Here is a 23685-nt window from a genome sequence, read left to right as displayed (position 1 = left end):
TATACCGCCGGGGCGAACAAGCCTTTCGAACAGGCAGGCCAGATGCTATCGGCTCCGGTCGAGAGCCCGTTTGAGGAAACCGGAAGGAACGCTTGCATGACCCGTCCGCGCCGCAGCCATTTGTTCATGCCCGGCTCCAATCCCCGCGCGCTGGAAAAGGCGCTCAATCTTGCCGCCGACGGCCTGATCCTGGACCTGGAAGACTCCGTCGCCCCCGATGCCAAGGCGGTGGCGCGCGACGGCATCGCCGCCGCAATCGCCGCCAAGGGTTTTGGCAAGCGCGAGATTTTGATCCGGACCAACGGTCTCGACACGCCCTGGTGGGCCGACGACGTCGCCATGGCCGCCAAGGTCTCGCCCGATGGCATCCTGGTTCCAAAAGTTTCAAGCGTCGAGGATCTCGATGCGATCGGCGGGAAGCTCGCCGCGCTTGGCGCCGCGCCCACCGTGAAGGTCTGGGCCATGATCGAGACTGCGCGCGCCGTGCTGCATGCCGAAGAGCTGGCCGAGGCGGGGCGCGATCCATCGCGGCGCCTCGCCGGTTTCGTGTTCGGTCCGAACGACATCTCGCGCGAGACGCGCATCAGGATGCTGCCCGGTCGCGCCGCGATGATCCCGATGATCACCCACTGCATCCTGGCGACGCGCGCCCATGGCCTCGAAATCCTCGACGGCCCCTACAGCGACATCGCCAATCCCGACGGTTTTGCCACCGAATGCGCGCAAGGCCGCGATCTCGGTTTCGACGGCAAGACGCTGATCCACCCCTCGCAGATCGACGCCTGCAACGCGATCTTCACCCCGCCCGAAGAGGAGGTCGCCCGCGCGCGAAAAATCATCGCGGCGTTCGAACTGCCCGAGAACGTCTCGCGCGGCGCGATCCGGTTGGATGGGGCGATGGTGGAGCGCCTGCACGCCGACATGGCACGGCGCACGATCGAGATCGCGGACGCCATCGCGGCGATGGGAAAGGGTTGAGGGCGTACTCAGCTTTCGCGCCGTTCAAGACGACGCGTTGCTCATTCGCAGCGCGGCGCCGCCGTTGAGCGCACCGGTCTCTTACTGCCTGCGTCTCGCATTCTTCAACGTCTCGGATGGCAGCTCACCGATGACCCGCCGATATTCGGCTGCGAAGCGGCCAAGGTTCTGGAAGCCGCATTTGAACGCCACGGCCAGCACGCTGGTTTGGTCGTCGGGTCGTCGCAATAGCTCCGCCGCGCGATCGAGCCGAATGCGCCGCGCGAACTGGCCGGGCGATCCCCGTCCGGCATTGGAGAATTCGCGGAAAATCGTCCGCACGCTCACATTGGCGATCTCGGCGATCTTTTCCAGATCGAGCGGTTCGTCCCAATGCGCCGCGACATAGGACTCCACGAGATCGACCACACTCCGATTGGCGCCGGGCGGCGCGCGGTGAAGCCGGTCCGTGAAGCTGTGCGGATGCGCCAGAAGAATTCGCACCATCAGCGCCCGCTCGAGCTCGGCGATGGCTATGGGCGCGTAATCCTGCCCGAACCGTTCCAGCTCCTCGGCAAATCTGAAGACGTCCTGGCGCACATGCGCCATCATCGCCGGATCGGCCTTGCCGTCGACGAAATGCAGCTTCGTGCTGCTGTCGTCGCCGACCAGGCTCTTCGCCAGACGCTCCAGTGCGGCGGCATCCATCCTCAGCACCAGTTGCCGGTAGCCCGGCGCAAAGTCGAGATCGAGCCTGGCGTCGCCGCAGATCATCGGGCTCCAGGCCCCGATCGGCCGGCTATGTCCGTTGGTCCTGAAGCCCGCGGCTCCCTGAATGGAGAAGAACTGGCGGAGGATCTGTGATCTCGGAAAGGACAGTGACGCTGCACCATCGTAGGCGCAAAAGGCGAGGCCGATCGAACTCAAGCGGGCAAGATTGGCCTGGATACCGAACTCGCAGTCATGCGTCTCGAACCGATCGGCGCCATACGCTGCGAACAAGCGGTCGCGCGCGAACTCGCTGTCGCGCGACCGAAGCAGGGAATAGCGGTCGAGGTAGGAGACGGCGCCCAAATCAGAATCCTCAAAGGCTCAAAATTACTGAATCCGAATCTCGGCGCTACCAATTGGAGATTGCACGGAACGACCAGTGGCGTGGGCGATCTCCGCCGAAGCGTGCAACTGCACCGAATTATTGGTCACTGCGACAAAATGCCTGAGCACTTCGCGCGGGTGCGAGATCCATCCTATTGGCCTGCAGATTAGCCGCGCCCCGGCGCTTTGCCGAATACCGATAGCGATTTTAGCGTTGCCTTCGCAGTTCAAGGCCTGCGGCCCCTGCGGAGGTGGCCGCGCGTCGTTGTCAGGTTAATCGCGCTGGCAAAATCCGGCTGTTGTGTCTTCGATCGGACAAATACTCTGATAATTCGCTTCAGATACCTGCTCCTACGCGTGGATGCGTGCCGGATGAGATTCGGACCGCACGGCATCCGGGCGAGACGATGAATGCTGAAGCCGCTTCGGGCGATTACGCCGCGAGCGAAATGTCAATTTTGGAGCAAGAGAAATGTTCGGTCGCAAATCCCACGGCGATGCTCAGGCGCAGATCGATGCGATCGGCCGCTCGCAGGCAATGATCGAGTTCAACATGGACGGCTCGATCATCACAGCCAACAAGAACTTCCTGGACGCACTTGGATACCGCCTGGAGCAGATCCAGGGCAAGCACCACTCCATGTTCGTGCCGGTCGATCAGCGTGACGGCGCCGAGTACCAGGCGTTCTGGGCTGCCCTGCGCCGCGGCGAATTCCAGGCGGCCGAGTTCAAGCGCATCGCGAGTGGCGGCGGTGAGGTCTGGATCGAAGCGTCCTACAACCCGGTGCTCGGTAACGACGGCAAGCCGGTCAAGGTGATCAAGATCGCGACCGAGATCACGGCGAAGAAGCTTCGCAGCATGGCCGATGCGCCAAGCTTGCCGCCATCAACCGCGCCCAGGCCGTCATCGAGTTCAAGCTGGATGGCACCATCGTCACCGCCAACCAGAATTTCTGCGACGCGCTCGGTTATTCGCTGGCCGAGATCGAAGGTAAGCATCACAGCCTTTTCATCCCCCAGGCAGACCGTGACAGCGCGGCGTATCGTGAATTCTGGGCGAAGCTCAATCGGGGTGAGTACCAGGCCGGCGAATTCAAGCGCATCGGCAAGGGCGGCAAGGAGGTGTGGATCCTGGCGAGCTACAACCCCGTGATGGACGATACCGGAAAGCCCTTCGGCGTGGTCAAGTTCGCCACCGACGTCACAGCGGAGAAACTGAAGACCGCAGATCTCGCCGGCCAGATCGCGGCGATCGACAAGGCCCAGGCCGTGATCGAGTTCAACATGGACGGCACGATCATCACTGCCAACGCCAATTTTCTCGGTGCGCTCGGCTATTCGCTGGCTGAGATCAAGGGCCATCATCACAGCATGTTCGTCGATCCTGCGGAACGCGACGGCGTCGCCTATCGCGAGTTCTGGGCCGCGCTCAACCGCAGTGAGTACCAGGCGGCCGAATACAAGCGCATCGGCAAGGGCGGCAAGGAGGTCTACATCCAGGCCTCCTACAATCCGATCCTCGATCTCAACGGCAAGCCGTTCAAGGTCGTGAAATATGCGACCGACACCACGCAGCAGGTGCTGGTCCGCATGGGCAATGAGCGCGTCCGCGCCATGATGGAATCCGTCGCCGCCGGCTCGGAAGAGCTGAACGCCTCGGTGCGAGAGATCTCCGAGGCCATGACCAAATCGCGCCAGACTGCCAGCAGTGCGGTCGATCAGGTCGCCGCCGCCGACGCCCAGGCGCAGCGCCTCACCGAAGCGGCGCTGGCGATGAGCGGGATCGTCGAGCTCATCAACAACATCACCGGGCAGATCAACCTGCTCGCGCTCAATGCCACGATCGAATCGGCGCGCGCGGGCGAAGCGGGGCGTGGCTTCGCGGTGGTGGCCTCGGAGGTCAAGAGCCTCGCTAACCAGGCCAAGCAGGCCACCGACAAGATCGGCGCCGAGATCGGCAGTCTCAACGGCATCTCCGGCGACGTCGTCACCGCCCTGGCTTCGATCAAGACGGCCATCAACAACGTCAGCGAATATGTGACGTCGACGGCCGCGGCAATCGAGGAGCAAAGCACCGTGACCAACGAGATGTCGACCAGCATGCAGCGCGCCGCAGCGGAAGCCGCCGCGATGGCCGCTAGTGCCTGATCTTTGCGCGGAGCTGGAGAGCTGTCCGTTTCGCCCGCTGTCGCAGAAATCCGCTCCCGTCAGCGATGCGCATGGTCCGCGCGATCGAGCGACTCCAGCATTGACGCATTGCGCAGTAGCCGTGCGGGAATCAAAAGGCGACGAAGCGGGCGCGCCGGGACGCGCCCGCTTCGTAACCCAATCGCGCCTCGCTCAGATTGTCTGGCCGCCAGACACCTCGATCCGCTGCGCCGTGATCCAACGATTGTCGGGACCGAGCAGACTCGCAACCATCGGTCCGATATCGTCGGGCAGACCGACGCGGCCCAGTGCGGTCATCTGCGCAAATTGGTTGTTCAAGTCCGGCATGTCCCGAACCGCGCCGCCGAGAAAATCGGTTTCGATCGCACCCGGCGCGACGACGTTGGCCGTGATGCCGCGTCCACCAAATTCCTTGGCCAGGTAGACGGTCAGAACCTCGACGGCGCCCTTCGCGGCCGCGTAGGCCGAGAAACCGGGGAAAGACACGCGCGTCAGCCCGCTTGAGAAATTGATGATCCGGCCCTTGTCGGCCAACAGCGGCAACAAGGCCTGCGTCAGGAAGAACGGCCCTTTGACATGGGTGTCGAAGAGGGCGTCGAACTGCTGCTCTGTCGTCTCGGCGAAGGCAGCCATTTCTCCCTGGCCCGCATTGTTGACGAGGTGATCGAACGTCTCGGCGCCCCAATGGTTCGTCAGCGCCGACCGGACCTTGGCGACGAAGTCGGGAAAGGTCGAGATGGAGGTGACGTCAAGCTCGATCGCGACGGCCTTTCGACCGATCGCTTCGATCTCTGCGACGACGTCGCGTGCTGCGGCGACCGCGCTGCGATAGGTCACGATCACATCGCCGCCGTGACGTGCGATGGCGATGGCGGTGTTGCGGCCAAGGCCGCGGCTGGCGCCGGTGACGAGAGAAATGGTGGGCATCGGAAATTCCTCGAAGCGTTGCGGTGATCTCCGTTTGCCCGCGATCGATCGTCCGGTGTTGCCGGATCCTCGGAGTGTCTTGCCCAACATTCCGGAATGCGGCGACGGCAGACTTGCCCAAAACTCCTGATTTTCTGCCTGAACGGCCGGTGCCGATTGCTTGGGCACCGGGTTCGGCCTAAAATTGGCGCGTGACTGAAACGCTGCTCCAGATCGCCAGTCGTTATTCCGTGGCTCACGCCGACGACAAGGGCGTCGCCTCCACCCCCTTCGCCGGCGTCTCGATCATCCGCGAGACCGCGCCGAGTGCGCTCCTGTACGCGATCTCCAGGCCTCTGGTCGCAATCGTCCTGCAAGGCGCCAAACGTGTGGCGACCGGCCGGACGTCCTTCGACTTCGGTGCAGGCGATTCCTTATTGATTGCGAGTGATGTGCCGACGGTCAGCCAGATCACGCGCGCGACGGCGGCCGCGCCCTATCTTTCGCTCGTCGTCGAGCTCGACCCCACAATCATCGAGGGGCTGGTGGTCGAGATGGGTTCGCTCCCGTTCATTCCGTCCCGGCCGCTGCGGGTCGAGCCGACGGAGCAGGAACTTGCGGACGCGGCGCTCCGGCTGTTGCGCCTGATCGACCGTCCCTCGGCCTTGCCGATCCTGCACAGCCAGCTGATGCGAGAGCTGCATTATTGGCTGCTGGCCGGCCGCCACGGCGGGGCCATCAGGGCGCTCGGAATTGCCGATAGCCATGCACAGCGGATCGGCCGCGCGGTTGCGATCATCCGTGCCGGCTATGCCGAGCCGTTGCGCGTCGATCGATTGGCCAAGGCCGCGGCGATGAGCCCGTCGGCATTTCACGCGCACTTCCGGAGCGTCACTTCGCTGACCCCGCTACAGTTTCAGAAACAGCTTCGCCTGATCGAAGCCCGCCGCGCGATGCTGGCCGACGGTACGCAGATCGCGACCGCAGCTCATCAAGTCGGCTACGAAAGCGTCACGCAGTTCACGCGGGAATATTCCAGGTTGTTCGGTATGCCGCCTGGGCGCGACATGCGCGAGGCGAAGCGGCGTATTGAACCGGCGGCTTGAAGAGTTCTCCAATGGCGACCGTTGACAGACTCTACATCCTCGACGGCGGCATTGCAGAGGTCATGGACGGTTCGATCTATTCTCCGGGCATCAATGTCGGCGTCCCCATGACGCTGAGCTGCAATGCCTACCTCGTCAGTCATCGTGGCGAATGGCTGATCTGGGATACGGGAATCGAGGATGAGCTATCGAAGCATCCGCAAGGACGCGTCATCGCGCATGGCCTACGCGGCATCGTGCGTCGTCCCATCGCTGACCAACTGGACGAGATCGGAGTGCGGCCCCGCGACATCAGCACGATCCTGGTTTCCCATGCGCATTTCGATCATATCGGAAATGTCGATCTGTTCGAAAATCCAAGATGGATTGCTCAGCGGGCCGAATTCGAGGCCATGTTCGGACCGGAGCCTGAAGAATTCGGCTATTCGCTACAGCACTACAAGGCGTTGAAGGAGCGGCCTTACGAGATCGTCGATGGCGACCACGACGTATTTGGCGACGGCGCCGTGCGCATGATCTTCACGCCGGGCCACACCCTCGGGCATTGCTCGCTGATGGTGAGGCTACCGCGGCGCGGCGCCGTGCTGCTGAGCGGCGACGTCGCGCACAATCGCGAGAACCTCCGGCACATGCGCGTGCCGTCCTTCAATGCCGATCCGCAGGCAACGGTCGCGTCCATGACCAAAGTTGTCGAGCTGCTTCGTTCCGAGAATGCCGAAATCTGGATCAATCACGATACGGCACAGAGCGACAAGCTGCCTCACGCGCCAGAATGGATCGTGTAAGCGCGCGCGTTACCGCGGCGCGACGTCGGCGCGATCGAGCGACTCCAGCGTCGACGCGTTGCCGCAATAGCCGTGATAGTTCTCTGCGGCGGTGCCGTCGGCGAGATCGCGGTCGCACCGTGCCTTGTGAGCGCAAAGCGAACAAACCCGCTCCATGTCGCGGAGCAACAGCGGCTGCGCGCGACCGAGCCCGTCTGCGTTGATGCCGAGCTGCCCCAGCATCTTCGGCAGCTCGTCGGCAGAATGCTTGCCGTGACGGACCAACTCCTCGAGATCGTCAGGCGCGATCCGCAGGTCGCTCGCGATCCGGTCGAAATCGGCGCGATCGAGCTGCCGGATCTCGCTCAGCTCGCGGCGATGCTTCAGCCAGTTCGCAAAGGAGTCGATGAGGTCCTGGACGATGGGATAAGGCCTGCTTGCGGTGCTCATGCGAAGCTCCATTGGAACGGCGGAATTGGAGCGAGATTAGGCACAATGGTGCAGGTGCGCGTTGCGCTGGATCAAATTGGAATCCTGTGTCCCGGACGCGCTGCAGCGTGTCGGTGACGGGTGCAACGTGATCGCCTGCGAGGAGCAAATCCTTCCACATCGTCATGGCCGGGCTTGACCCGGCCATCCACGCCTTACCGGGCAGCGCGAAGAACGTGGATGCGAGGGACAAGCCCGAGAATGACGACCTCTTACGACGCTTCCATGCGATTGCCCCAGGCAGCTACGCGAACCTCTCCGACGCCCAGGCATACAGGCTGCCCGGTATCGGCTTCTCGCCGCCGCGGCCCTTGGGCGAGATGTGCAGGCCGATGATCTCGGGGTTGGTGACGAGGCCGAGATAGCTCGAGGGATCGAAGAACAGTTTTGGCTCGGCATGCACCGCGTAGAACGATTGCTTCGGCAGCGCGCAGGCGAGTTCGCCGGTGCGGCGCGCGAGCGCGGTGAGGGCCGCGGGCCCGAAGATCGCGACGCGGATATCCGCAAGACGGCTCGAGCCGCCGCGCAAGCGTCGCATCATGAAGGTGATGCGATGGCGGACCGACAGCCAGTTAGGCGTCAGCTCCTCCTGCTCCATCAGTTCCTCGAAGGCAGCGACGATGCCGTGCCCAGGCGGCAGGTAGATCACGGAATTGCCGAGCTGGCGCGGCCGCTCCCAGGCAAAGTAGGGCTTTGCCGGATCGATCTCGACGGGTTTGAGCAGCAGCACGTCGGCGTCGAGCCAGAGGCCGAGGCCTTTCGCCATCAGCTTCATGCGGAAGAAATCGCTGAACTGCAGCGTGGTCCAGTCGCGCCAGCTTCCATCCGGTTGCGGCGGCCGCAAGCGCTCCGAGAACGCGTGCGGCAGGATCGCTTCGGCTTCCGCGTTGGCGACGCCGGCGGGCAGGCCGGGAATGGTGTCGAAGCTGTAGACCGTAACCTTGTGACCGGCCGCCAGCTGCGAGCGCAGACAGGTCTGGCGCAGCGCATCCATCGGGCCGTGCCAGAAGGTGACGATCTCGGGCAGCATATGCGGAAGCCATAATATTCAGAGCAAAGAAAAAGCCCCGGCGCCGACAGCACCGGGGCTCGAATGAAGACGCGAGCTCAGGCCCAGGCGCGTTCGCGCTTGAGCTTGTCCTCATAGGTGTCGATCGAGGACTTCTTCTCCATGGTGAGACCGATGTCGTCGAGGCCGTTGATCAGGCAGTGCTTGCGGAACGGATCGATCTCGAACTTGACCTTGCCGCCGTCGGGGCCGCGGATCTCCTGGCTCGGCAGGTCGATCGTCAGCGTCGCGTTGGCGCCGCGCTCGGCGTCGTCGAACAGCTTGTCGAGGTCTTCCTGGCTGACACGGATCGGCAGAATGCCGTTCTTGAAGCAGTTGTTGTAGAAGATGTCGCCGAACGAGGTCGAGATCACGCAGCGGATGCCGAAGTCGAGCAGCGCCCAGGGCGCGTGCTCGCGGCTCGAGCCGCAGCCGAAATTGTCGCCGGCCACCAGCACCTTCGAATTGCGATAGGCGGGCTGGTTCAGCACGAAATCCGGGTTCTCGCTGCCGTCGTCCTTGTAGCGCTGCTCGGAGAAGAGCCCCTTGCCAAGGCCGGTGCGCTTGATGGTCTTGAGGTACTGCTTCGGAATGATCATGTCGGTGTCGACATTGATGATCTTCAGCGGCGCCGCGACGCCTTCCAGCGTGGTGAACTTGTCCATGGTTGCGATTTCCCGGGTGGTTCTGGGGGAACTTGTATCTATCGCGATCGGGGCCTGAATCCTAGGCCGAATTCGGCAGGTCTACTCTGCCTGAGCCTCAATCGCTTCCATATCGTCGTCGGACAGGCCGAAATGGTGGCCGATCTCGTGAATCAGGACGTGGCGGACGATGTGGCCGAGGCTCTCGTCGTGCTCGGCCCAGTAATCCAGGATCGGCCGGCGGTAGAGCCAGACCATGTTGGGCAGCCGCGCCACATCGCCGAAACTCTGCTGCGGCAGGCCGACGCCCTGGAACAGGCCGAGCAGGTCGAACTCGCTCTCGCACTCCATCTCGTCCATGACCTCCTCGGTCGGGAAGTCGTCGACGCGGAGGATCACGCCCTCGCAGAGAGCGCGAAACTCCGCCGGCAGGCGATCGAAGATCTCATGCGCCGTCGCTTCCATCTCGGCCAGCGAGGGCGCTTTCAATTCCGTCCACATGGGGTTTCTCTTAGCGCGGGTTTCCCGCTGATGCATCCCGCTTTATAAAGCGCGGCGAGGTTGACGGGCGCCGCCAAAACGGGGAGCGTGGGCCTCGATTGAGGGCTTCGGGTGGGCAATAAAATGCGAGCAAAAACAGCGCTGACGCTACTGTGCATGGGGTTGTTTTCGCAATTTTGGGGTGGCGCCGAGGCCCAGACGGCCGAGGGCCCTGAGATCCGCCTCGCCCAGGCGACCCCGCCTGATGCCCGGCCGCGCAAGCGGCCCCCGCCGCGCTTGCGCGTCACGCCCTATTACAGCCCTGACGGCGTCTATCCGCGCTACAATCCCGGCCCCAATGCCGTCCGCGAATGCAACGCGACCTATGTCCAGGAATTTCGGCCGAGCGGCACGGTGATCGTGCCGCGTGTGAGCTGCTTTTGGCGCCCCGGTTAGCGTTGATACGACGCCGGCGCGCAGCACAGGAGCCTCAAGGAGGCGTCATGGCGAAATGGTTTGCATTGGCCGTTGCCGTCGCGCTTGGCGCCGGCCTGCCTCGTGCATTCGCTGCGCAAAGGGTGACGATTCCAGAGGCCTCGGCCGGCATCGCGGTTTTCGATGTGCGACACGCGCGAACCCGCGGCATGGTGTGGTCCGTCGTGCGCCGTGATCCACGCTATTACGCACGGCCGGTCTTCTATCGTTCCTACCCCTACGGAGTTCCCGCGCCGTTCGTGTTCGGCTACGGCCCCTTCTGATGACGTCGCAGCGCGACGCCGTTCATTCATGAGGCATTCACGTAGGCGTCCCTAGCGTGCCCTCGGGTGCGACTGCAAATGAACAGGGATGACGCGTGCCGGGAACGAGCATCGCCACTCCGCTGTCCATATCCAGGGAGAAGTCCATGCTGAAGAGTTTGGGTCTCAGGGCAGGCCCGGTGCGCCTGCTCGGGATTGCGGCCGCCGCGACGCTGATGCTATCGGCCGGAACCGCGCGTCGTGCCGAAGCGCTGAGCTTGATCAATCCGGCGTCGTCACAAGCGGCCAAGGGCGCGAGTGAGGCTGCGAGCGACGGCCTCGTCACCCAGGTTCGCCACGGCGGCGGTGGTCATGGCGGCGGACATTTTCACGGCGGCGGCGGCTTCCGCGGTGGCGGCGGACATGTCGGCGGTTTTCGCGGCGGTGGATTCCATGGCGGCCATATCGGCGGCTTCCGCGCCGCGCCGGCCTTCCACGGCGGCGGCTATCGCTACGGCGGGCTTCACCGCTATGGTGGCGTTCACCGCTACGGCGGATTCCATCGCTACGGGATCTATCGGCCTCATTACGGCCACCGCCACTTCCACCGGCGCTATTATTACGGCGGCTATTATCCCGCTTACCATCACGCGCGCCGCTGCCGGGTCATCTGGACCTATTACGGCCCGCGCCGCATCTGCCGCTGGCATCGCTGGCACCATCCGTACAGGTACTATTGATAAGCACGATGAAAGTACAAAGGGCGCCTCAGCGGCGCCCTTTGTCTATCCGGCGACTAAAGCCAATCCTTCAGCTTCCACGACGAAGCTTTCCACGGCATCAAATTCTCGACCTTCCACTGCTTGAACATCGCGGGCGGCCAGCGGCTGAGCTTCGAGGTCTCCTCGACATCCGGCTTGGCGACGATGCGCAATCGTGGCGCGCGCCGGCGGTGCTGCCGCGTGGCCTCGCCGATCAGGTCGACATATTCGGGCTTGTTGGCCATGGCGCGTCCTCGCGAAAATCTCGCGAGGACGAGAATGTCAGGCGATCGTTTAACGGCGGTTTGCCGCGATCGCTACAATTGCAGGGACCGGCTTAGCGCCAGTCCCTGACGTCAACGAAGTGACCCGCGATCGCGGCGGCTGCCGCCATTGCCGGCGACACCAGATGGGTGCGGCCCTTGAAGCCCTGGCGTCCTTCGAAGTTGCGGTTCGAGGTCGAGGCGCAGCGCTCTCCCGGGGCCAGCTTGTCCGGGTTCATAGCGAGGCACATCGAGCAGCCCGGCTCGCGCCATTCGAAGCCAGCCTTGAGGAAGATCTTGTCGAGACCCTCGGCTTCCGCCTGCTCCTTCACGAGGCCGGAGCCCGGCACGACCATGGCGTTGACATGCGCCGAGACGGTCTTGCCTTCGGCGATTTTTGCAGCAGCGCGCAGATCCTCGATGCGGCCGTTGGTGCAGGAGCCGATGAAGATGCGGTCGAGCTTGATGTCGGTGATCTTCGTTCCCGCCGTCAGGCCCATGTACTTCAGCGCGCGATGCTTGGAGAGGCGCTTGGCCTCGTCCGCGATCTGGTCGGGATCTGGCACGATGCCCGTCACCGAGATGACGTCCTCAGGCGAAGTGCCCCAGGTCACGATCGGCGGCAGTTTTGCGGCGTCGAGGCGCAGCTCGTGATCGAAATGCGCGCCTTCGTCGGACCGCAGCTTTTCCCAGTAGCGCATCGCCGCATCCCAGTCCGCACCCTTCGGCGCCTTCGGGCGGCCGCGCAGGAAGTCGTAAGCCTTCTGGTCCGGTGCAACGAGGCCGGCGCGGGCGCCGCCTTCGATCGACATGTTGCAGACCGTCATGCGGCCTTCCATCGACAGCGCCTGGATCGCATCGCCGGCGTATTCCAGGACATAGCCGGTACCGCCCGCGGTGCCGATCTCGCCGATGATGGCGAGGATGATGTCCTTGCCCGTCACGCCGTCAGGCAGCTTGCCGTCGACGGTAACGCGCATGTTCTTTGCTTTTTTCTGGATCAGCGTCTGCGTCGCCAGTACGTGCTCGACCTCGCTAGTGCCGATGCCGTGCGCGAGCGCGCCGAACGCGCCATGCGTCGAGGTGTGGCTGTCACCGCAGACGATGGTGGTGCCGGGCAGGGTGAAACCCTGCTCGGGGCCGATGACGTGGACGACGCCCTGGCGCTTGTCGAACTCGTTGTAATATTCGATGCCGAATTCCTTGGCGTTCTCGGCCAGCGCCTTGATCTGCTCGATGCTTTCCGGATCGGGATTCGGCTTGGTGCGATCGGTGGTCGGCACGTTGTGATCGACGACGGCGAGCGTCTTCTCGGGTGCGTGGACCTTGCGGCCGGTGGCGCGCAGGCCTTCGAACGCCTGCGGCGAGGTCACCTCGTGCACCAGATGGCGGTCGATATAGAGCAGGCAGGTGCCGTCCTCGGCTTCGTGCACCAGATGGTCGTTCCAGATCTTGTCGTACAATGTGGTCGGCTTGGACATGAGCTTGAGCTCCGAAAGAATGTTGAGTCAGCGGATAGGCGCGCGCGGCGCGCGGGCAACAAATCGTCAGCGCAGCTTTCAGGCTGCGCGGCTAAGCTCTGACGTTGCCGAGGTCGCGAAGCGTCCGAAGAACCGGCCAGGCAGCCGCGAACGATCGTCGATGACGATGCGCTGGACGGGGGCGAGGCTGGTCGGATCTGGAAACATTCCAGGAATATATAGCAGGCCGAATTGGAATCGCGAGCGGTTTGACACGCACGGCTGACGCAACAAAAAAGCGCGGGGTTTTGCCCCGCGCTTTCGAAAAACACGACTCTGAGCGAGAGCTTACTCGTTGACGGCCTTGGCGTGCTCGGTCTTTTCGACGATACGAGCCGACTTGCCGCGCAGCTGACGCAGGTAATAGAGCTTGGCGCGACGCACCTTGCCGCGGCGCACCACCTTGATCGAGTCGATCATCGGCGACATCACCGGGAACACGCGCTCGACGCCTTCGCCGTAGGAGATCTTGCGGACGGTGAAGCTCTCGTTGAGGCCACCGCCGGAACGGCCGATGCAGACGCCTTCATAGGCCTGCACACGGGTACGGTCGCCTTCGACGACCTTCACGTTGACGATCACGGTGTCGCCGGGACCGAATTCCGGAATGTCCTTGCCGGCGGACAGCTTGTCGAACTGCTCTTTTTCGAGCTGTTGGATCAGGTTCATGGGGTAATCTCCATCGGCGCGCCCAGCCGCGAGACACGGGGGCTGCGCGAAATTCGTTGATCCAGCTATTGCGGATGTGGCCGCTCCTATAAGGCAAGCCGGAGCGTTTGTCACCCGTCTGTCTTGTTTTTTGGCGTTTTTTGGCGCCCGGTCCGATTCGGGGCCTTTGCCGGGATCTGGGCCCACAAATCGGGCCGCCGGGCCGCCGTCAGAGCCTCGGATTGCACCCGCCGCCAAGCCGCGACCTTGGCGTGGTCGCCGGAGGTCAGGACCTCCGGGATCTGGGCCCCCTCGAACAGCTGCGGGCGGGTGTATTGGGGGTATTCGAGCAGGCCGTCAGAGAAGCTTTCCTCGGTTCCAGAGGCTTCCTTGCCCATCACCCCCGGCAACAGCCGCACGCAGGCGTCGATCAGGGCCAAGGCTGCGATTTCGCCCCCGGACAGCACGTAATCGCCGATCGAGACCTCTTCCAGGCCCCGTGCGTCGATCACTCGCTGGTCGATCCCCTCGAACCGGCCGCAGATGATCAGGGGGCCTGGGCCCTGGGCGAGCTCTGTGACGCGAGCCTGGGTCAATGGCCGACCCCGGGGGCTCATTAGCAACCGCGGCCGCTCAGGGGCGATCTCGGCGGCATCGATGGCCGCCGCCAGAACATCCGCCCGCAGCACCATGCCCGGGCCGCCGCCGGCCGGAGTGTCGTCGACGCTGCGATGGCGGTCGGTAGCGGACGCCCTGATGTCCCGCGCCTCAAGCTGCCAGAGCCCGGAGGCCAGCGCCCGGCCGGCCAGGCTCACGCCCAGCGGCCCCGGAAACATCTCCGGAAACAGCGTCAGCACCGTCGTGCGCCAGGGGGAGGAGTTGGTCATTGCAGCCAGCTTAGCCAAAACCACGGCCTGTGGTTATGGGTCCCCGCTTTCGCGGGGACTACTCGGGGAGAGAGCTTCGCCACGATCCTCGCCCTCGATCTCCTGCGGCAGCGCGATCACGACGCGTCCGCTTGCGAGATCGACCTCGGGCACCACGGCGTTGGTGAACGGCAGCAGCAGCGTCGCGCCCTTGGGCGGAGCGATCTCGATGATGTCGCCGGCGCCGAAATTATGGATCGCGAGCACACGGCCGAGCGCATCGCCTTCCGTGGTGACGGCGGCGAGCCCGATCAGATCGGTGTGGTAGTATTCGTCATCGTCGGTCGCAGGCAGCTTGTCGCGCGCGACGTAGAGCTCGATGCCGTTGAGGCGCTCGGCCTCCTCGCGGGTCGTGACGCCCTTGAACGTCGCGACCAGATGATCCCTGGCCTCGCGCGCCGTTGCGACCTCGAACTGGCGCTTGCCGTCCTTGGACAGCAGCGGACCGTACCGCTTCACGGCAAAGGGATCTTCGGTGAAGGTCCACAATTTGACCGCACCGCGCACACCATGCGCGGCGCCGATCCGCGCGACGCAGACCAGCGCCGACATGATCTGGCCTTAACCCTTCGCGGCGGCTTCAGCCTGCGCCTTGCGCTCCTTGCGCGGCACGGCCTTTTCCGGATTGTTGCGCGCTTCGCGCTTCTTGACGCCGGCGGCATCGAGGAAACGCGACACGCGGTCGGACGGCTGCGCGCCCTTGGCGAGCCAGGCCTTCACCTTGTCCATGTCCAGCTTCAGCCGGGTCTCGTTGTCCTTCGGCAGCAGCGGGTTGAAATAGCCGAGACGCTCGATGAAGCGGCCATCGCGGGGAAAGCGCGAATCGGCGACGACGACGTGATAGACGGGACGCTTCTTGGTGCCTGCGCGGGCGAGGCGGATGACGACGGACATTTTAGTTCTCCTTCAAAGTACGCTTTGTTCGGTTGATTGGTATTTTCGCGGCGCGCGGGGCACTTGCGACCCGTGCGACGAATTCCTCATTTCTTCTTGCCCGGGAAACCGCCGAGGCCCGGCAGCATCGGCTTGCCGCTCAGCCCGGTGAGTCCCGGAACGTTCGGCAGCCCCTGGCGTAGCCCGGCCGGCAAATCCTTCGGCAGATTCGGAAGGCCACCGCCGCCGCTCTGCATCTTTTCCTGCAGCGCCTTCATCTCTTCCGGCGAGGGCGGCTTCATGCCGCCGCCAAAGCCCATCGCCTGTGCGATGCCGGCGAGCGGGCCGCGCTTGCCCGAGCCCATCGCCTTCATCACGTCGGCCATGTTCCGGTGCATCTTCAGCAGCTTGTTGACCTGCTCTACGCTCTGGCCGGAACCCGCGGCGATACGTTTCTTGCGGCTAGCCTTGAGCAGATCGGGATGACGGCGCTCGTCGCGCGTCATGGAATCGATCACCGCGACCTGGCGCTTCAGGATCTTGTCGTCGATGCCGGCGGCTGCGATCTGGTTCTTCATCTTGGAGATGCCGGGCATCATGCCCATCAGGCCGCTGATGCCGCCCATGCTGGCCATCTGCAGCAGTTGCTCGCGCATGTCGTTGAGGTCGAACTGACCCTTGCGCATGCGCTCGGCGGTGCGCGCGGCCTTCTCGGCGTCGATATTGGCGGCGGCGCGCTCGACCAGCGAGACCACGTCGCCCATGCCGAGGATGCGGCCGGCGATACGGTCGGGATGGAAATCTTCCAGTGCGTCGGTCTTTTCACCGGTGCCGAGCAGCTTGATCGGCTTGCCGGTGACCGCGCGCATCGACAGCGCAGCACCGCCGCGGCCGTCACCGTCGACGCGGGTCAGCACGATGCCGGTGAGGCCGACGCGCTCGTCGAAGGCGCGCGCGAGGTTCACGGCGTCCTGACCGGTGAGCGAGTCTGCAACCAGCAGCACTTCATGCGGATTCGCAGCCGCTTTGATCGCCGCTGCCTCCGCCATCATGTCTTCGTCGAGCGTGGTGCGGCCGGCGGTGTCGAGCAGCACGACGTCGTAGCCGCCGAGCTTGCCGGCTTCCATCGCGCGCTTGGCGATCTGCGGCGGCTGCTGGCCGGCGACGATCGGCAGCGTCGGAATGTCGAGATCGCGGCCGAGCACGGCCAGCTGCTCCATCGCCGCCGGACGGTACACGTCGAGCGAGGCCATCAGCACCTTGCGCTTGTCGCGCTGGACCATGCGGCGGGCGAGCTTGGCGGTGGTGGTGGTCTTGCCCGAGCCCTGGAGGCCGACCATCATGATCGGCACCGGCGGCACGGAATTGACGTCGATGGTCTGGCTTTCGGCGCCGAGCGTGTTGATCAACTCGTCATGGACGATCTTGACCACCATCTGGCCGGGGGTCACCGACTTGACGACGGTGGCGCCGATCGCCTGCTCGCGGACGCGCTCGGTGAAGCTGCGGACCACTTCGAGCGCGACGTCGGCTTCCAGCAGCGCGCGGCGCACTTCGCGCATCGCGGCGTCGACGTCCTTTTCGGTCAGCGCACCGCGCCCCGTCAGACGATCGAGAATGCCACCAAGCCGTTCCGACAGATTGTCGAACAATGAAGTCGTCCTTGTCCTGCTCGCCAGAATGGCGATCTTCCAAACACCTTCACGCCCGAGGGCGCATCGCGCTGTCGGGCGTTGACCTCCGGCCTCCAGGGCCAGTCGGCGGGTCGAAAAGAAAGCCTTTCCGAGAAAGTGGCGGGGTTAAACGCCGCTCCTGCCCAAAAGTCAAGGAAAGTTAGGGCGCCCGGGCGGCTTTTCCAAGGTAAGGTCCTGAAAACAGGCCTCTTTTGCCGGCCGGTTCTTTTTCCTTGGGTCCCGCCCATATAGAAGGTGATGACTTACCTTTCCCGCCAGCCCTGAAGCCAGCCCGTGCCGGTCACCCGCCGCCGCGTTTTCGGGCTGCTTGCCGGGGCGGGCGCGCTGGCCGGTATCACGTCCCTCTGGATGTCCCGCATGAAAACCTATGACGGCCCCGCCTCCGACCATTTCGACGGCCTGAACTTCTTCGATCCGGACGGTGCGCCGCCGAAATCGCTCCGCGAGGTGCTGCGCTGGCAGTTCGGCGGCAAGCGGCAGCGGGCGAAATGGCCCGACTGGGCGCCCAGCCCGCATGCCGACACCCCGCCCGCCCGTGTCGATGGCGACAAGGTGCGGCTCTCCTTCGTCGGCCACGCCAGCTGGCTGATCCAGGCCGGCGGCCTCAACATCCTGGTCGACCCCGTCTGGTCGGAGCGGGTCTCGCCGGTGAGCTTTGCCGGGCCGAAGCGGCACAATGATCCCGGCATCGCCTTCGAGAAACTGCCGCAGATCGACGTCGTGCTGGTCTCGCACGGCCATTACGATCATCTCGACATCGCGACGCTGTCGCGGCTCACCAAAAATTTTGCCCCGCGCGTGGTCACCCCGCTCGGCAACGACGTGACGATGCGCAGCTGGGATTCCACGATCAAGGCGGAAGCGTTCGACTGGCATGATCGCATCGAGCTCGGCGGCGGCATCGCCGTGCATCTGGTGCCGACGCGGCACTGGACGGCGCGCGGCATGTTCGACCGCAACAAGGCGCTGTGGGCGAGTTTTGTGCTGGAGACCCCTGCGGGGAAAATCTACGTCGTCTGCGATTCCGGCTACGGCGACGGCCGGCATTTCCGCCGCGTCGCCGAGAGGCACGGCAAGCTGCGCCTCGCCATCCTTCCCATCGGCGCCTACGAGCCGCGCTGGTTCATGCGCGACCAGCACATGAATCCGGAAGACGCGGTGAAGGCGCTGGCCGATTGCGGCGCCGAGGCCGCGCTCGGGCATCATCACGGCACGTTCCAGCTCACCGACGAAGCGATCGACGCGCCGGCCAAGGCACTGTCGGAAGCGCTCGACGCGGCGGAGATTTCGCAGGAGCGGTTCGTGGCGATGAAGCCCGGGCAGGTGGTGGAGATTTAGGTCTCGCTGCAAGCGCCGCTCGTGCCTCGGACGCAGCGCATCACTCCCGGCGATGCGAAGCATCGTCCGGCGTGATGCGCTGCTGAGCCGGGGCCCATGTCGCCGTATTGTACTGTATCGCTCCTGGGGCCCGGCTCTGCGCAGCGTCACTGCGTGCCGCAGCGCGTCCGGGACACGGGACTTATTGCTCTTTCGCCTTGATCGCCCAGCTCACATTCACCGTCACCGACAGCGTTTCCTCGCCCGGCGCAACTGCGGCTGGCGCCATTTGCGGCGTCGCCATCCGCGCCTTGAACAGCGGCACGGGAGCGCCGCCTTCGGACACGCTGAGCGGTGCGCCAAGCGTCACGCCGGTCGCCTTGGCGTAGATCTCGGCCTTGCGGCGCGCATCGGCGACCGCCTGCTCGCGGGCATCGTCGAGCAGCTTTGATGCCTGCGTCACCTCGAAGGAGATGTTGCCGATATCGTTCGCGCCGGCACCGACCAGCGCGTCGATGATGCCGGCGACCTTGGTCACGTCACGAATTTTTACCGTGACTCGATTGGAGGCGCGGAAACCCACCACGGGCGAGGCGCCGGTGGATTTGTTCTGGCCGTATTGCGGCTGCAGCGACAGCCGCGAGGTCTGGTAATCCTTCTCGGGGATGCCGGCGCCCTTCAGCGCCAGCAGCACCTTGCCCATCGCGGCGTTGTTGGCGTCGGAGGCTTCCTTCGCCGTCTTGGCGTCGTTGGCGATGCCGGCGTCGATCTGCGCGAGATCGGGCGCCGCGGAAATGTTGGCTTCGCCGCTCACCGTTATGGCGGATGGAAAATCATCGGCAAGCGCAGGCGTTGTCAGCAGCGTGGCGGCGAAAACGGCGGCAAGGGACGTAACGAGTACGGCAGGCTTTTTCATTGGTCTCACTTCAGCGGCACGAAAACATTGATCACGAGCTTGTCTTCTGCGGTCTTCAGGGGATCGGTGAGATATTCCTCGATGAAGGTGTCCTTGGCTTCCAGCCTCTTGTCGTCAAGGTGATTGGTGATCGCCTCATAGGTGTTGTCCATGTTGTCGTAGGAACCGCGATGGACGAATTTCAGCGCCTTGCCCTCCGGCGATTTGCCGATGCTCATGTCCTTGGGCAGCTTCTGCGGATCCTGATCGACCGGGATCTCGGCGAGGAAGGTGAAGCCGGTATCGTCGGTCGAGGTGTAGACGATCATCGAATTGCCGGCGTGCTTGATGCCCTGCTTGTCCAGCAGCGTGTTCAGCGCCTTGAAGGCGTCGACCAGCGTGTCGAAGGCCGAATCCCAATTGGCGGTGCCCTTGACCATCACGACCTTCCTGGGCTCGAGCGTGGTCTCCTGGCCGAAGGGATCGGCGGTCTGCACGGGAGCCGGCGTTGCGGCCGCAGCCGGCGCGGCCGGGCTGGGTGACGGTGAGGCGCTGGCGGCTGGCGCAGGTGAGGGCGTTGCCGCAGGTGCCGGCGAGACGCTCGCGGCCGGAGCGGGCGAAGCCGACGGGGCCGGCGAGGGATTTGTCGAAGAAGGACTTGTCGAAGAAGGACTTGCCGATGCAGCCGGCGCCGGGCTCGGGGTTTGCGCCAGCGTGGCGGACAGGCCAAACGACAAGGCCGCTGCCGGGATCAGCGCGGCCAGAGCGATACGACGAAAACGGTTCATTCTATTCTCCCCAAAACCTTACCCGGCAAGGCCCTACGCCCCCAAAAGGCCTTAACCCGGCCGCGCGTCCCGGATCCGCGCGAACCGCGCCGTTCTAACACGCGAGCGTCGAATTCGTCCCATGACAGATGCTTCATGGCAGAAGACCTGGCCATCGCCCCAAATCACTGGCCAAGCCGCCAAGGATCGCCATATAAGGCAGGCGAAATTCGGGAATTTTCATGAGCGCGCTGGCCAACCACGCATTTGCCAAGATGAACGGCATCGGCAACGAGATCGTCGTCGTCGACATGCGCGATTCCGCAGGCGGGGTGACGCCGGACGACGCCCGCGCGGTGGCGTCGGCACATGGCGGCGTGGCCTACGACCAGCTCATGGTGCTCTCGAGGCCGCGGTTCGACGGCACCGAGGCCTTTATCAGCATCTACAATAATGACGGCTCGGAGGCCGGCGCCTGCGGCAACGGGATGCGCTGTGTGGTGCGGCGCATCTTCGAGAAGACCGGGCAGACCGCCGCGACGTTCGAGACCGCGGCCGGCTTGCTCAATGCCTGGCAGGGCCCGGCTCCGGATCTCTACACCGTCGACATGGGTGCGCCGAAGTTCGGCTGGCAGGAGATTCCGCTGGCCGAGGAGTTTCGCGACACCCGCTACATCGAATTGCAGATCGGGCCGATCGACAATCCGATCCTGCATTCGCCCTCGGTGGTGAGCATGGGCAATCCGCATGCGATCTTCTGGGTCGAGGACGTCAACGCCTATGATCTCGAGCGTTTCGGTCCCTTGCTCGAAAACCACCCGATCTTCCCGGAGCGCGCCAATATCACGCTCGCCCACATCGTCGATCCCCAGCACGTCACGATCCGCACCTGGGAGCGCGGCGCCGGGCTGACCAGGGCCTGCGGTTCGGCGGCCTGCGCCACCGCGGTTGCCGCCGCGCGGCTGAAGCGCACCGAACGCAAAGTCGAGATCACGCTGCCCGGCGGCAAGCTCGGCATCGAATGGCGCGAGCGCGACGACCACGTGCTGATGACGGGCACGGCGACCTTCGAATATGAGGGCCGATTCGATCCGGCGCTGTTCGCGCCGGCCGCCTGATGGCGGTCGACATCGTCACCTTCGGTTGCCGCCTCAATGCGTTCGAGGCCGAGGTGATCCGCCGCGAGGCGGAAGCTGCGGGGCTCAAAGACACCATCGTCATCAACAGCTGCGCCGTCACCAATGAGGCGGTGGCGCAGGCGCGGCAATCGATCCGTAAATTGAAGCGCGAGCGGCCCGAGGCGCGCATCGTCGTCACCGGTTGCGCTGCGCAGACGCAAAGCGGCATGTTCGCCGACATGAGCGAGGTCGACCGCGTCGTCGGCAATGACGACAAGATGCGGTCATCCGCGTGGCGCGAGACACGCAGCGCGTTCGATCTCGGCGCCGGCGAGAAGATCGCCGTCAGCGACATCATGGCCGTCAAGGAGATGGCGCCGCATCTGATCGACGGCTTTGCGAACGGCCTGCCGCGCGTGTTCGTGCAGGTGCAGAACGGCTGCGACCATCGCTGCACCTTCTGCATCATCCCGTTCGGCCGCGGCAATTCGCGCTCGGTGCCGATGGGCGCGGTGGTCGATCAGGTGCGAACACTGGCGGAACGCGGCCATGCCGAGATCGTGCTGACCGGCGTCGACCTCACCAGCTACGGCTCGGATCTGCCGGGCGCGCCGAAGCTCGGCATGTTGACCAAGCAGATCCTGCGACACGTGCCGGAGCTGAGGCGCCTGCGCATCTCCTCGATCGATTCGATCGAGGCGGACGCCGATCTGCTCGATGCCATCGCCGATGATGCGCGGCTGATGCCGCATCTGCATCTGTCGCTGCAGGCCGGCGACGACATGATCCTGAAGCGCATGAAACGGCGGCATTCGCGGCAGGATGCGATCGCGTTCTGCGAGCAGGTCCGCCGCCTGCGCCCGGACATCGCCTTCGGTGCCGACATCATCGCGGGCTTCCCGACCGAGACGGATGAGATGTTTTCGCGCTCGCTCGATCTGGTCGAGCAATGCGGCCTGACATTCCTGCACGTCTTCCCCTATTCGCCCCGCCCCGGCACGCCGGCCGCGCGGATGCCGCAGGTGGCAGGCGGTGCGATCAAGGAGCGTGCGAAGCGGCTGCGTACGGCGGGCGAAGCCGCGCTGCGGAAGCGGCTGCAAGCCGAGATCGGCGCGACGCGCGAGGTGCTGATCGAGAACGACGGACAGGGGCGCACGGAGCATTATCTGCCGGTGGCGATCGCGGGCGAGCGTGTCGGCAGCGTCGTTTCGTTGACGATCGGCGGCAGTGATGGCGAGCGGCTCATCGCATAACTCGCGGCTCTTCCTTCTCCCCTTGCGAGAGAGGGGAAGAAGCTACGACGCCCTGACCTGCCAGAACCGCAGCGTCCGCCTGGCATTTTCCGCCGTCATCCGGGCGTAATTCCCCTGCGCTCTTGCAAGGTCCGCAGGCTTCATCGCACCCGTCGCAAAACGGCATTCGAGCACGGCGGTGGTGGTTTCCCAGCTGAGCTGCGCCGCCTTGCACGGTACCAACAAGCCGTCGTCGCGCAGGCTCTGCATCAGCGGGCGAATCACCTCGACGGTCGATCCGGACAGCGCGGCCAGCGCCGCGGCGGTCTCTTCATAGCGCCGCTGCGTGGCGAAACCGAGCAGCGTCGCTTCGCTGAGCTGGCCGGTCGCCTTGAGCATTGCAATCGCGCGTTTTGCCCCTTCGAAATCGCGGACACCCGACATCTCGCGATCGACACCGACGGTGACGGCCGCGATCGCGCCCTGGATTTCTTCGAACAGATGCGGCGGTGCGCGCGACAGCAAGCGGGCGCGCACGGCATCGCTGGCCGAGCGCAGCAACCGGCGGCGCAACTCCGACGGCAGGTCGACGCGGACGCCGACGCTGACGGCAAGTTCAGGATCCGCCTCGGCCTGCCCGACCATGGCAGCGAATCCGTTTCCGGAGACGCGCGCGCCGGGATTTGCGGCGAGCCGGCGGCTGACGCTGGGATAGCGGCGTGCCAGAAGTGCGTCGGTGACGATCTCCTTCAGCCACCAGCGGCCGGCGATCGCGAGCAGATGCGGTTCGCCCTTGGATGCTGCAATCTTGACCAGATCGCCGTCGTCGAGGCGGGCGGATTCCTGCAGCACGGGACCTGCGATGCGGATCTCGTCATTGCCGGCGAGGCGGCGGATCACGGAGGGCGGCGCCTGCGCGATCGGCGCCAGCTGCGCGCTGATCTCGGCGAGCGCAATGCGTGCGCCCATGTCGGCAAGCGCCCGCAGCTCGATCGTGCCGATCAGGCGCTCGAGCACGTCGTCGAACAGCGCGATCTGCTCGTCGTCAAAACTGCCGGCGGAGGACAGGAACAGGTCGGTGACGCGCCGGGCCGTTTCCAGCCCCTTTTCCGCCGAGCCGAGCCGAATCGCGGATTCGACTTCGTCGATGATCGATAGCCCGGCCGTGGACATGACGCGCAGCTCGTCCTGAGCAGATTGACGGAAGCTTGTTCTAAGCAACCGCTATCATTAGCGACGAGCACTGAACGTTTCGTAAACCAAGGCTACGGGCGAA

At 64.6% G+C, this 23685-nt stretch carries 25 protein-coding genes and 1 pseudogene; 10 read left to right on the top strand and 16 right to left on the bottom strand.

The genetic code is table 11. The annotated features are described in order from the left end of the window. Positions 1–96: 96 nt before the first annotated feature. Positions 97–978 (top strand): CoA ester lyase, encoded by an 882-nt coding sequence (locus tag IVB24_RS01895; protein WP_247771886.1) that lies wholly within the window; start codon positions 97–99, stop codon positions 976–978. Between the two features lie 81 nt (positions 979–1059). Here the strand turns inward: IVB24_RS01895 and IVB24_RS01890 are convergent, their stop codons facing one another. After that, complete coding sequence (locus IVB24_RS01890) at positions 1060–2031, bottom strand: AraC family transcriptional regulator (protein WP_247771885.1); 972 nt, start codon at positions 2029–2031, stop codon at positions 1060–1062. Positions 2032–2524: 493 nt separating this feature from the next. Between IVB24_RS01890 and IVB24_RS01885 the strand changes: the two are divergent. Then, positions 2525–4200: pseudogene (locus tag IVB24_RS01885) on the top strand (PAS domain-containing methyl-accepting chemotaxis protein). Between the two features lie 192 nt (positions 4201–4392). On the opposite strand, the gene IVB24_RS01880 reads toward IVB24_RS01885, so the two are convergent. Continuing rightward, positions 4393–5148, bottom strand: a complete 756-nt coding sequence (locus IVB24_RS01880; protein ID WP_247771884.1) for an SDR family oxidoreductase — start codon at positions 5146–5148, stop codon at positions 4393–4395. A 191-nt stretch (positions 5149–5339) separates the two neighbouring features. On the opposite strand from IVB24_RS01880, the gene IVB24_RS01875 reads away from it, so the two are divergent. Next, entirely contained in the window at positions 5340–6233 is an 894-nt protein-coding gene (locus tag IVB24_RS01875; protein ID WP_166467543.1) for an AraC family transcriptional regulator, read from the top strand. Between the two features lie 11 nt (positions 6234–6244). Next, positions 6245–7018: an N-acyl homoserine lactonase family protein gene (locus IVB24_RS01870; protein WP_247771883.1), complete on the top strand. Its 774-nt coding sequence runs from the start codon at positions 6245–6247 to the stop codon at positions 7016–7018. A gap of 9 nt (positions 7019–7027) precedes the next feature. On the opposite strand, the gene IVB24_RS01865 is transcribed toward IVB24_RS01870, so the two are convergent. From IVB24_RS01865 to IVB24_RS01850, 4 genes are all read right to left on the bottom strand, one after another. Further along, the gene (locus IVB24_RS01865) at positions 7028–7447 is read right to left on the bottom strand and encodes a hypothetical protein (protein WP_247771882.1); all 420 of its coding nucleotides are present in this window, start codon (positions 7445–7447) and stop codon (positions 7028–7030) included. Positions 7448–7730: 283 nt separating this feature from the next. After that, positions 7731–8516: a capsular polysaccharide synthesis protein gene (locus tag IVB24_RS01860; protein WP_247771881.1), complete on the bottom strand. Its 786-nt coding sequence runs from the start codon at positions 8514–8516 to the stop codon at positions 7731–7733. A 77-nt stretch (positions 8517–8593) separates the two neighbouring features. Beyond that, positions 8594–9199 carry a 3-isopropylmalate dehydratase small subunit gene (gene leuD, locus IVB24_RS01855; RefSeq protein ID WP_247771880.1) on the bottom strand — a complete coding sequence of 202 codons (606 nt, stop codon included), beginning with the start codon at positions 9197–9199 and terminating at the stop codon, positions 8594–8596. Positions 9200–9280: 81 nt separating this feature from the next. Then, on the bottom strand, positions 9281–9679 hold the full coding sequence (locus tag IVB24_RS01850; RefSeq protein ID WP_094972713.1) for a metallopeptidase family protein: 399 nt from the start codon (positions 9677–9679) through the stop codon (positions 9281–9283). Between the two features lie 156 nt (positions 9680–9835). On the opposite strand from IVB24_RS01850, the gene IVB24_RS01845 reads away from it, so the two are divergent. The 3 genes from IVB24_RS01845 (at position 9836) to IVB24_RS01835 (ending at position 11135) form a co-directional block, all read left to right on the top strand. Continuing rightward, positions 9836–10114, top strand: a complete 279-nt coding sequence (locus tag IVB24_RS01845) for a hypothetical protein (RefSeq protein ID WP_247771879.1) — start codon at positions 9836–9838, stop codon at positions 10112–10114. Between the two features lie 47 nt (positions 10115–10161). Beyond that, on the top strand, positions 10162–10416 hold the full coding sequence (locus tag IVB24_RS01840; protein WP_247771878.1) for a hypothetical protein: 255 nt from the start codon (positions 10162–10164) through the stop codon (positions 10414–10416). 146 nt (positions 10417–10562) lie between these two features. Continuing rightward, a complete protein-coding gene (locus IVB24_RS01835; protein WP_166467537.1) occupies positions 10563–11135 on the top strand; it encodes a hypothetical protein in 573 nt (190 codons plus the stop codon). A gap of 56 nt (positions 11136–11191) precedes the next feature. Here the strand turns inward: IVB24_RS01835 and IVB24_RS01830 are convergent, their stop codons facing one another. The 7 genes from IVB24_RS01830 to ffh form a co-directional block, all read right to left on the bottom strand. Further along, on the bottom strand, positions 11192–11401 hold the full coding sequence (locus tag IVB24_RS01830; protein WP_166476712.1) for a hypothetical protein: 210 nt from the start codon (positions 11399–11401) through the stop codon (positions 11192–11194). A gap of 92 nt (positions 11402–11493) precedes the next feature. After that, positions 11494–12900, bottom strand: a complete 1407-nt coding sequence (leuC, locus tag IVB24_RS01825) for a 3-isopropylmalate dehydratase large subunit (protein WP_094972718.1) — start codon at positions 12898–12900, stop codon at positions 11494–11496. Positions 12901–13227: 327 nt separating this feature from the next. Next, positions 13228–13608, bottom strand: coding sequence for a 50S ribosomal protein L19 (rplS, locus tag IVB24_RS01820; RefSeq protein WP_094890672.1), 381 nt, complete (start codon positions 13606–13608; stop codon positions 13228–13230). Positions 13609–13718: 110 nt separating this feature from the next. After that, a complete protein-coding gene (trmD, locus tag IVB24_RS01815) occupies positions 13719–14474 on the bottom strand; it encodes a tRNA (guanosine(37)-N1)-methyltransferase TrmD (protein WP_247771877.1) in 756 nt (251 codons plus the stop codon). A 33-nt stretch (positions 14475–14507) separates the two neighbouring features. Beyond that, positions 14508–15065 (bottom strand): ribosome maturation factor RimM, encoded by a 558-nt coding sequence (gene rimM, locus IVB24_RS01810; protein ID WP_247771876.1) that lies wholly within the window; start codon positions 15063–15065, stop codon positions 14508–14510. A gap of 9 nt (positions 15066–15074) precedes the next feature. Further along, positions 15075–15407 carry a 30S ribosomal protein S16 gene (rpsP, locus tag IVB24_RS01805; protein ID WP_014438992.1) on the bottom strand — a complete coding sequence of 111 codons (333 nt, stop codon included), beginning with the start codon at positions 15405–15407 and terminating at the stop codon, positions 15075–15077. An 86-nt stretch (positions 15408–15493) separates the two neighbouring features. Next, positions 15494–17038, bottom strand: coding sequence for a signal recognition particle protein (gene ffh / locus IVB24_RS01800; protein ID WP_247771875.1), 1545 nt, complete (start codon positions 17036–17038; stop codon positions 15494–15496). A gap of 315 nt (positions 17039–17353) precedes the next feature. On the opposite strand from ffh, the gene IVB24_RS01795 reads away from it, so the two are divergent. Then, positions 17354–18418 (top strand): MBL fold metallo-hydrolase, encoded by a 1065-nt coding sequence (locus IVB24_RS01795; RefSeq protein WP_247771874.1) that lies wholly within the window; start codon positions 17354–17356, stop codon positions 18416–18418. A 181-nt stretch (positions 18419–18599) separates the two neighbouring features. Here the strand turns inward: IVB24_RS01795 and IVB24_RS01790 are convergent, their stop codons facing one another. Together IVB24_RS01790 and IVB24_RS01785 are read right to left on the bottom strand one after the other, a co-directional pair. Beyond that, complete coding sequence (locus IVB24_RS01790) at positions 18600–19313, bottom strand: SIMPL domain-containing protein (protein ID WP_162308843.1); 714 nt, start codon at positions 19311–19313, stop codon at positions 18600–18602. A gap of 5 nt (positions 19314–19318) precedes the next feature. Further along, positions 19319–20080: a GyrI-like domain-containing protein gene (locus IVB24_RS01785; RefSeq protein WP_094972723.1), complete on the bottom strand. Its 762-nt coding sequence runs from the start codon at positions 20078–20080 to the stop codon at positions 19319–19321. A gap of 221 nt (positions 20081–20301) precedes the next feature. Here IVB24_RS01785 and dapF point away from each other — a divergent pair, with 221 nt between their 5' ends. Both dapF and mtaB read left to right on the top strand, forming a co-directional pair. Further along, positions 20302–21177: a diaminopimelate epimerase gene (gene dapF, locus IVB24_RS01780; protein WP_247771873.1), complete on the top strand. Its 876-nt coding sequence runs from the start codon at positions 20302–20304 to the stop codon at positions 21175–21177. Further along, positions 21177–22430, top strand: a complete 1254-nt coding sequence (gene mtaB / locus IVB24_RS01775; RefSeq protein WP_247771872.1) for a tRNA (N(6)-L-threonylcarbamoyladenosine(37)-C(2))-methylthiotransferase MtaB — start codon at positions 21177–21179, stop codon at positions 22428–22430. Before dapF ends, mtaB begins: the two co-directional genes overlap by 1 nt. Positions 22431–22472: 42 nt before the next feature. Here mtaB and IVB24_RS01770 read toward each other — a convergent pair whose 3' ends face one another. Continuing rightward, complete coding sequence (locus tag IVB24_RS01770) at positions 22473–23582, bottom strand: DUF2336 domain-containing protein (protein ID WP_094972726.1); 1110 nt, start codon at positions 23580–23582, stop codon at positions 22473–22475. Positions 23583–23685: the final 103 nt, after the last annotated feature.

The sequence above is a fragment of the Bradyrhizobium sp. 192 genome (assembly GCF_023100965.1).
In the GTDB taxonomy this organism is placed as follows: Bacteria; Pseudomonadota; Alphaproteobacteria; order Rhizobiales; family Xanthobacteraceae; genus Bradyrhizobium; species Bradyrhizobium symbiodeficiens.
This window is presented reverse-complemented; position numbering and strand designations above follow the sequence as displayed.

Excerpts from the sequence above, each read along its gene's own strand:
- IVB24_RS01895 (WP_247771886.1), top strand. The coding sequence starts at position 97 with ATGACCCGTCCGCGCCGCAGCCATTTGTTCATGCCCGGCTCCAATCCC.
- IVB24_RS01880 (WP_247771884.1), bottom strand. The coding sequence starts at position 5,148 with ATGCCCACCATTTCTCTCGTCACCGGCGCCAGCCGCGGCCTTGGCCGC.
- IVB24_RS01870 (WP_247771883.1), top strand. The coding sequence starts at position 6,245 with ATGGCGACCGTTGACAGACTCTACATCCTCGACGGCGGCATTGCAGAG.
- IVB24_RS01865 (WP_247771882.1), bottom strand. The coding sequence starts at position 7,447 with ATGAGCACCGCAAGCAGGCCTTATCCCATCGTCCAGGACCTCATCGAC.
- IVB24_RS01860 (WP_247771881.1), bottom strand. The coding sequence starts at position 8,516 with ATGCTGCCCGAGATCGTCACCTTCTGGCACGGCCCGATGGATGCGCTG.
- leuD (WP_247771880.1), bottom strand. The coding sequence starts at position 9,199 with ATGGACAAGTTCACCACGCTGGAAGGCGTCGCGGCGCCGCTGAAGATC.
- IVB24_RS01850 (WP_094972713.1), bottom strand. The coding sequence starts at position 9,679 with ATGTGGACGGAATTGAAAGCGCCCTCGCTGGCCGAGATGGAAGCGACG.
- IVB24_RS01845 (WP_247771879.1), top strand. The coding sequence starts at position 9,836 with ATGGGGTTGTTTTCGCAATTTTGGGGTGGCGCCGAGGCCCAGACGGCC.
- IVB24_RS01840 (WP_247771878.1), top strand. The coding sequence starts at position 10,162 with ATGGCGAAATGGTTTGCATTGGCCGTTGCCGTCGCGCTTGGCGCCGGC.
- IVB24_RS01835 (WP_166467537.1), top strand. The coding sequence starts at position 10,563 with ATGCTGAAGAGTTTGGGTCTCAGGGCAGGCCCGGTGCGCCTGCTCGGG.
- IVB24_RS01830 (WP_166476712.1), bottom strand. The coding sequence starts at position 11,401 with ATGGCCAACAAGCCCGAATATGTCGACCTGATCGGCGAGGCCACGCGG.
- leuC (WP_094972718.1), bottom strand. The coding sequence starts at position 12,900 with ATGTCCAAGCCGACCACATTGTACGACAAGATCTGGAACGACCATCTG.
- rplS (WP_094890672.1), bottom strand. The coding sequence starts at position 13,608 with ATGAACCTGATCCAACAGCTCGAAAAAGAGCAGTTCGACAAGCTGTCC.
- trmD (WP_247771877.1), bottom strand. The coding sequence starts at position 14,474 with ATGACCAACTCCTCCCCCTGGCGCACGACGGTGCTGACGCTGTTTCCG.
- rimM (WP_247771876.1), bottom strand. The coding sequence starts at position 15,065 with ATGTCGGCGCTGGTCTGCGTCGCGCGGATCGGCGCCGCGCATGGTGTG.
- rpsP (WP_014438992.1), bottom strand. The coding sequence starts at position 15,407 with ATGTCCGTCGTCATCCGCCTCGCCCGCGCAGGCACCAAGAAGCGTCCC.
- IVB24_RS01790 (WP_162308843.1), bottom strand. The coding sequence starts at position 19,313 with ATGAAAAAGCCTGCCGTACTCGTTACGTCCCTTGCCGCCGTTTTCGCC.
- IVB24_RS01785 (WP_094972723.1), bottom strand. The coding sequence starts at position 20,080 with ATGAACCGTTTTCGTCGTATCGCTCTGGCCGCGCTGATCCCGGCAGCG.
- dapF (WP_247771873.1), top strand. The coding sequence starts at position 20,302 with ATGAGCGCGCTGGCCAACCACGCATTTGCCAAGATGAACGGCATCGGC.
- mtaB (WP_247771872.1), top strand. The coding sequence starts at position 21,177 with ATGGCGGTCGACATCGTCACCTTCGGTTGCCGCCTCAATGCGTTCGAG.
- IVB24_RS01770 (WP_094972726.1), bottom strand. The coding sequence starts at position 23,582 with ATGTCCACGGCCGGGCTATCGATCATCGACGAAGTCGAATCCGCGATT.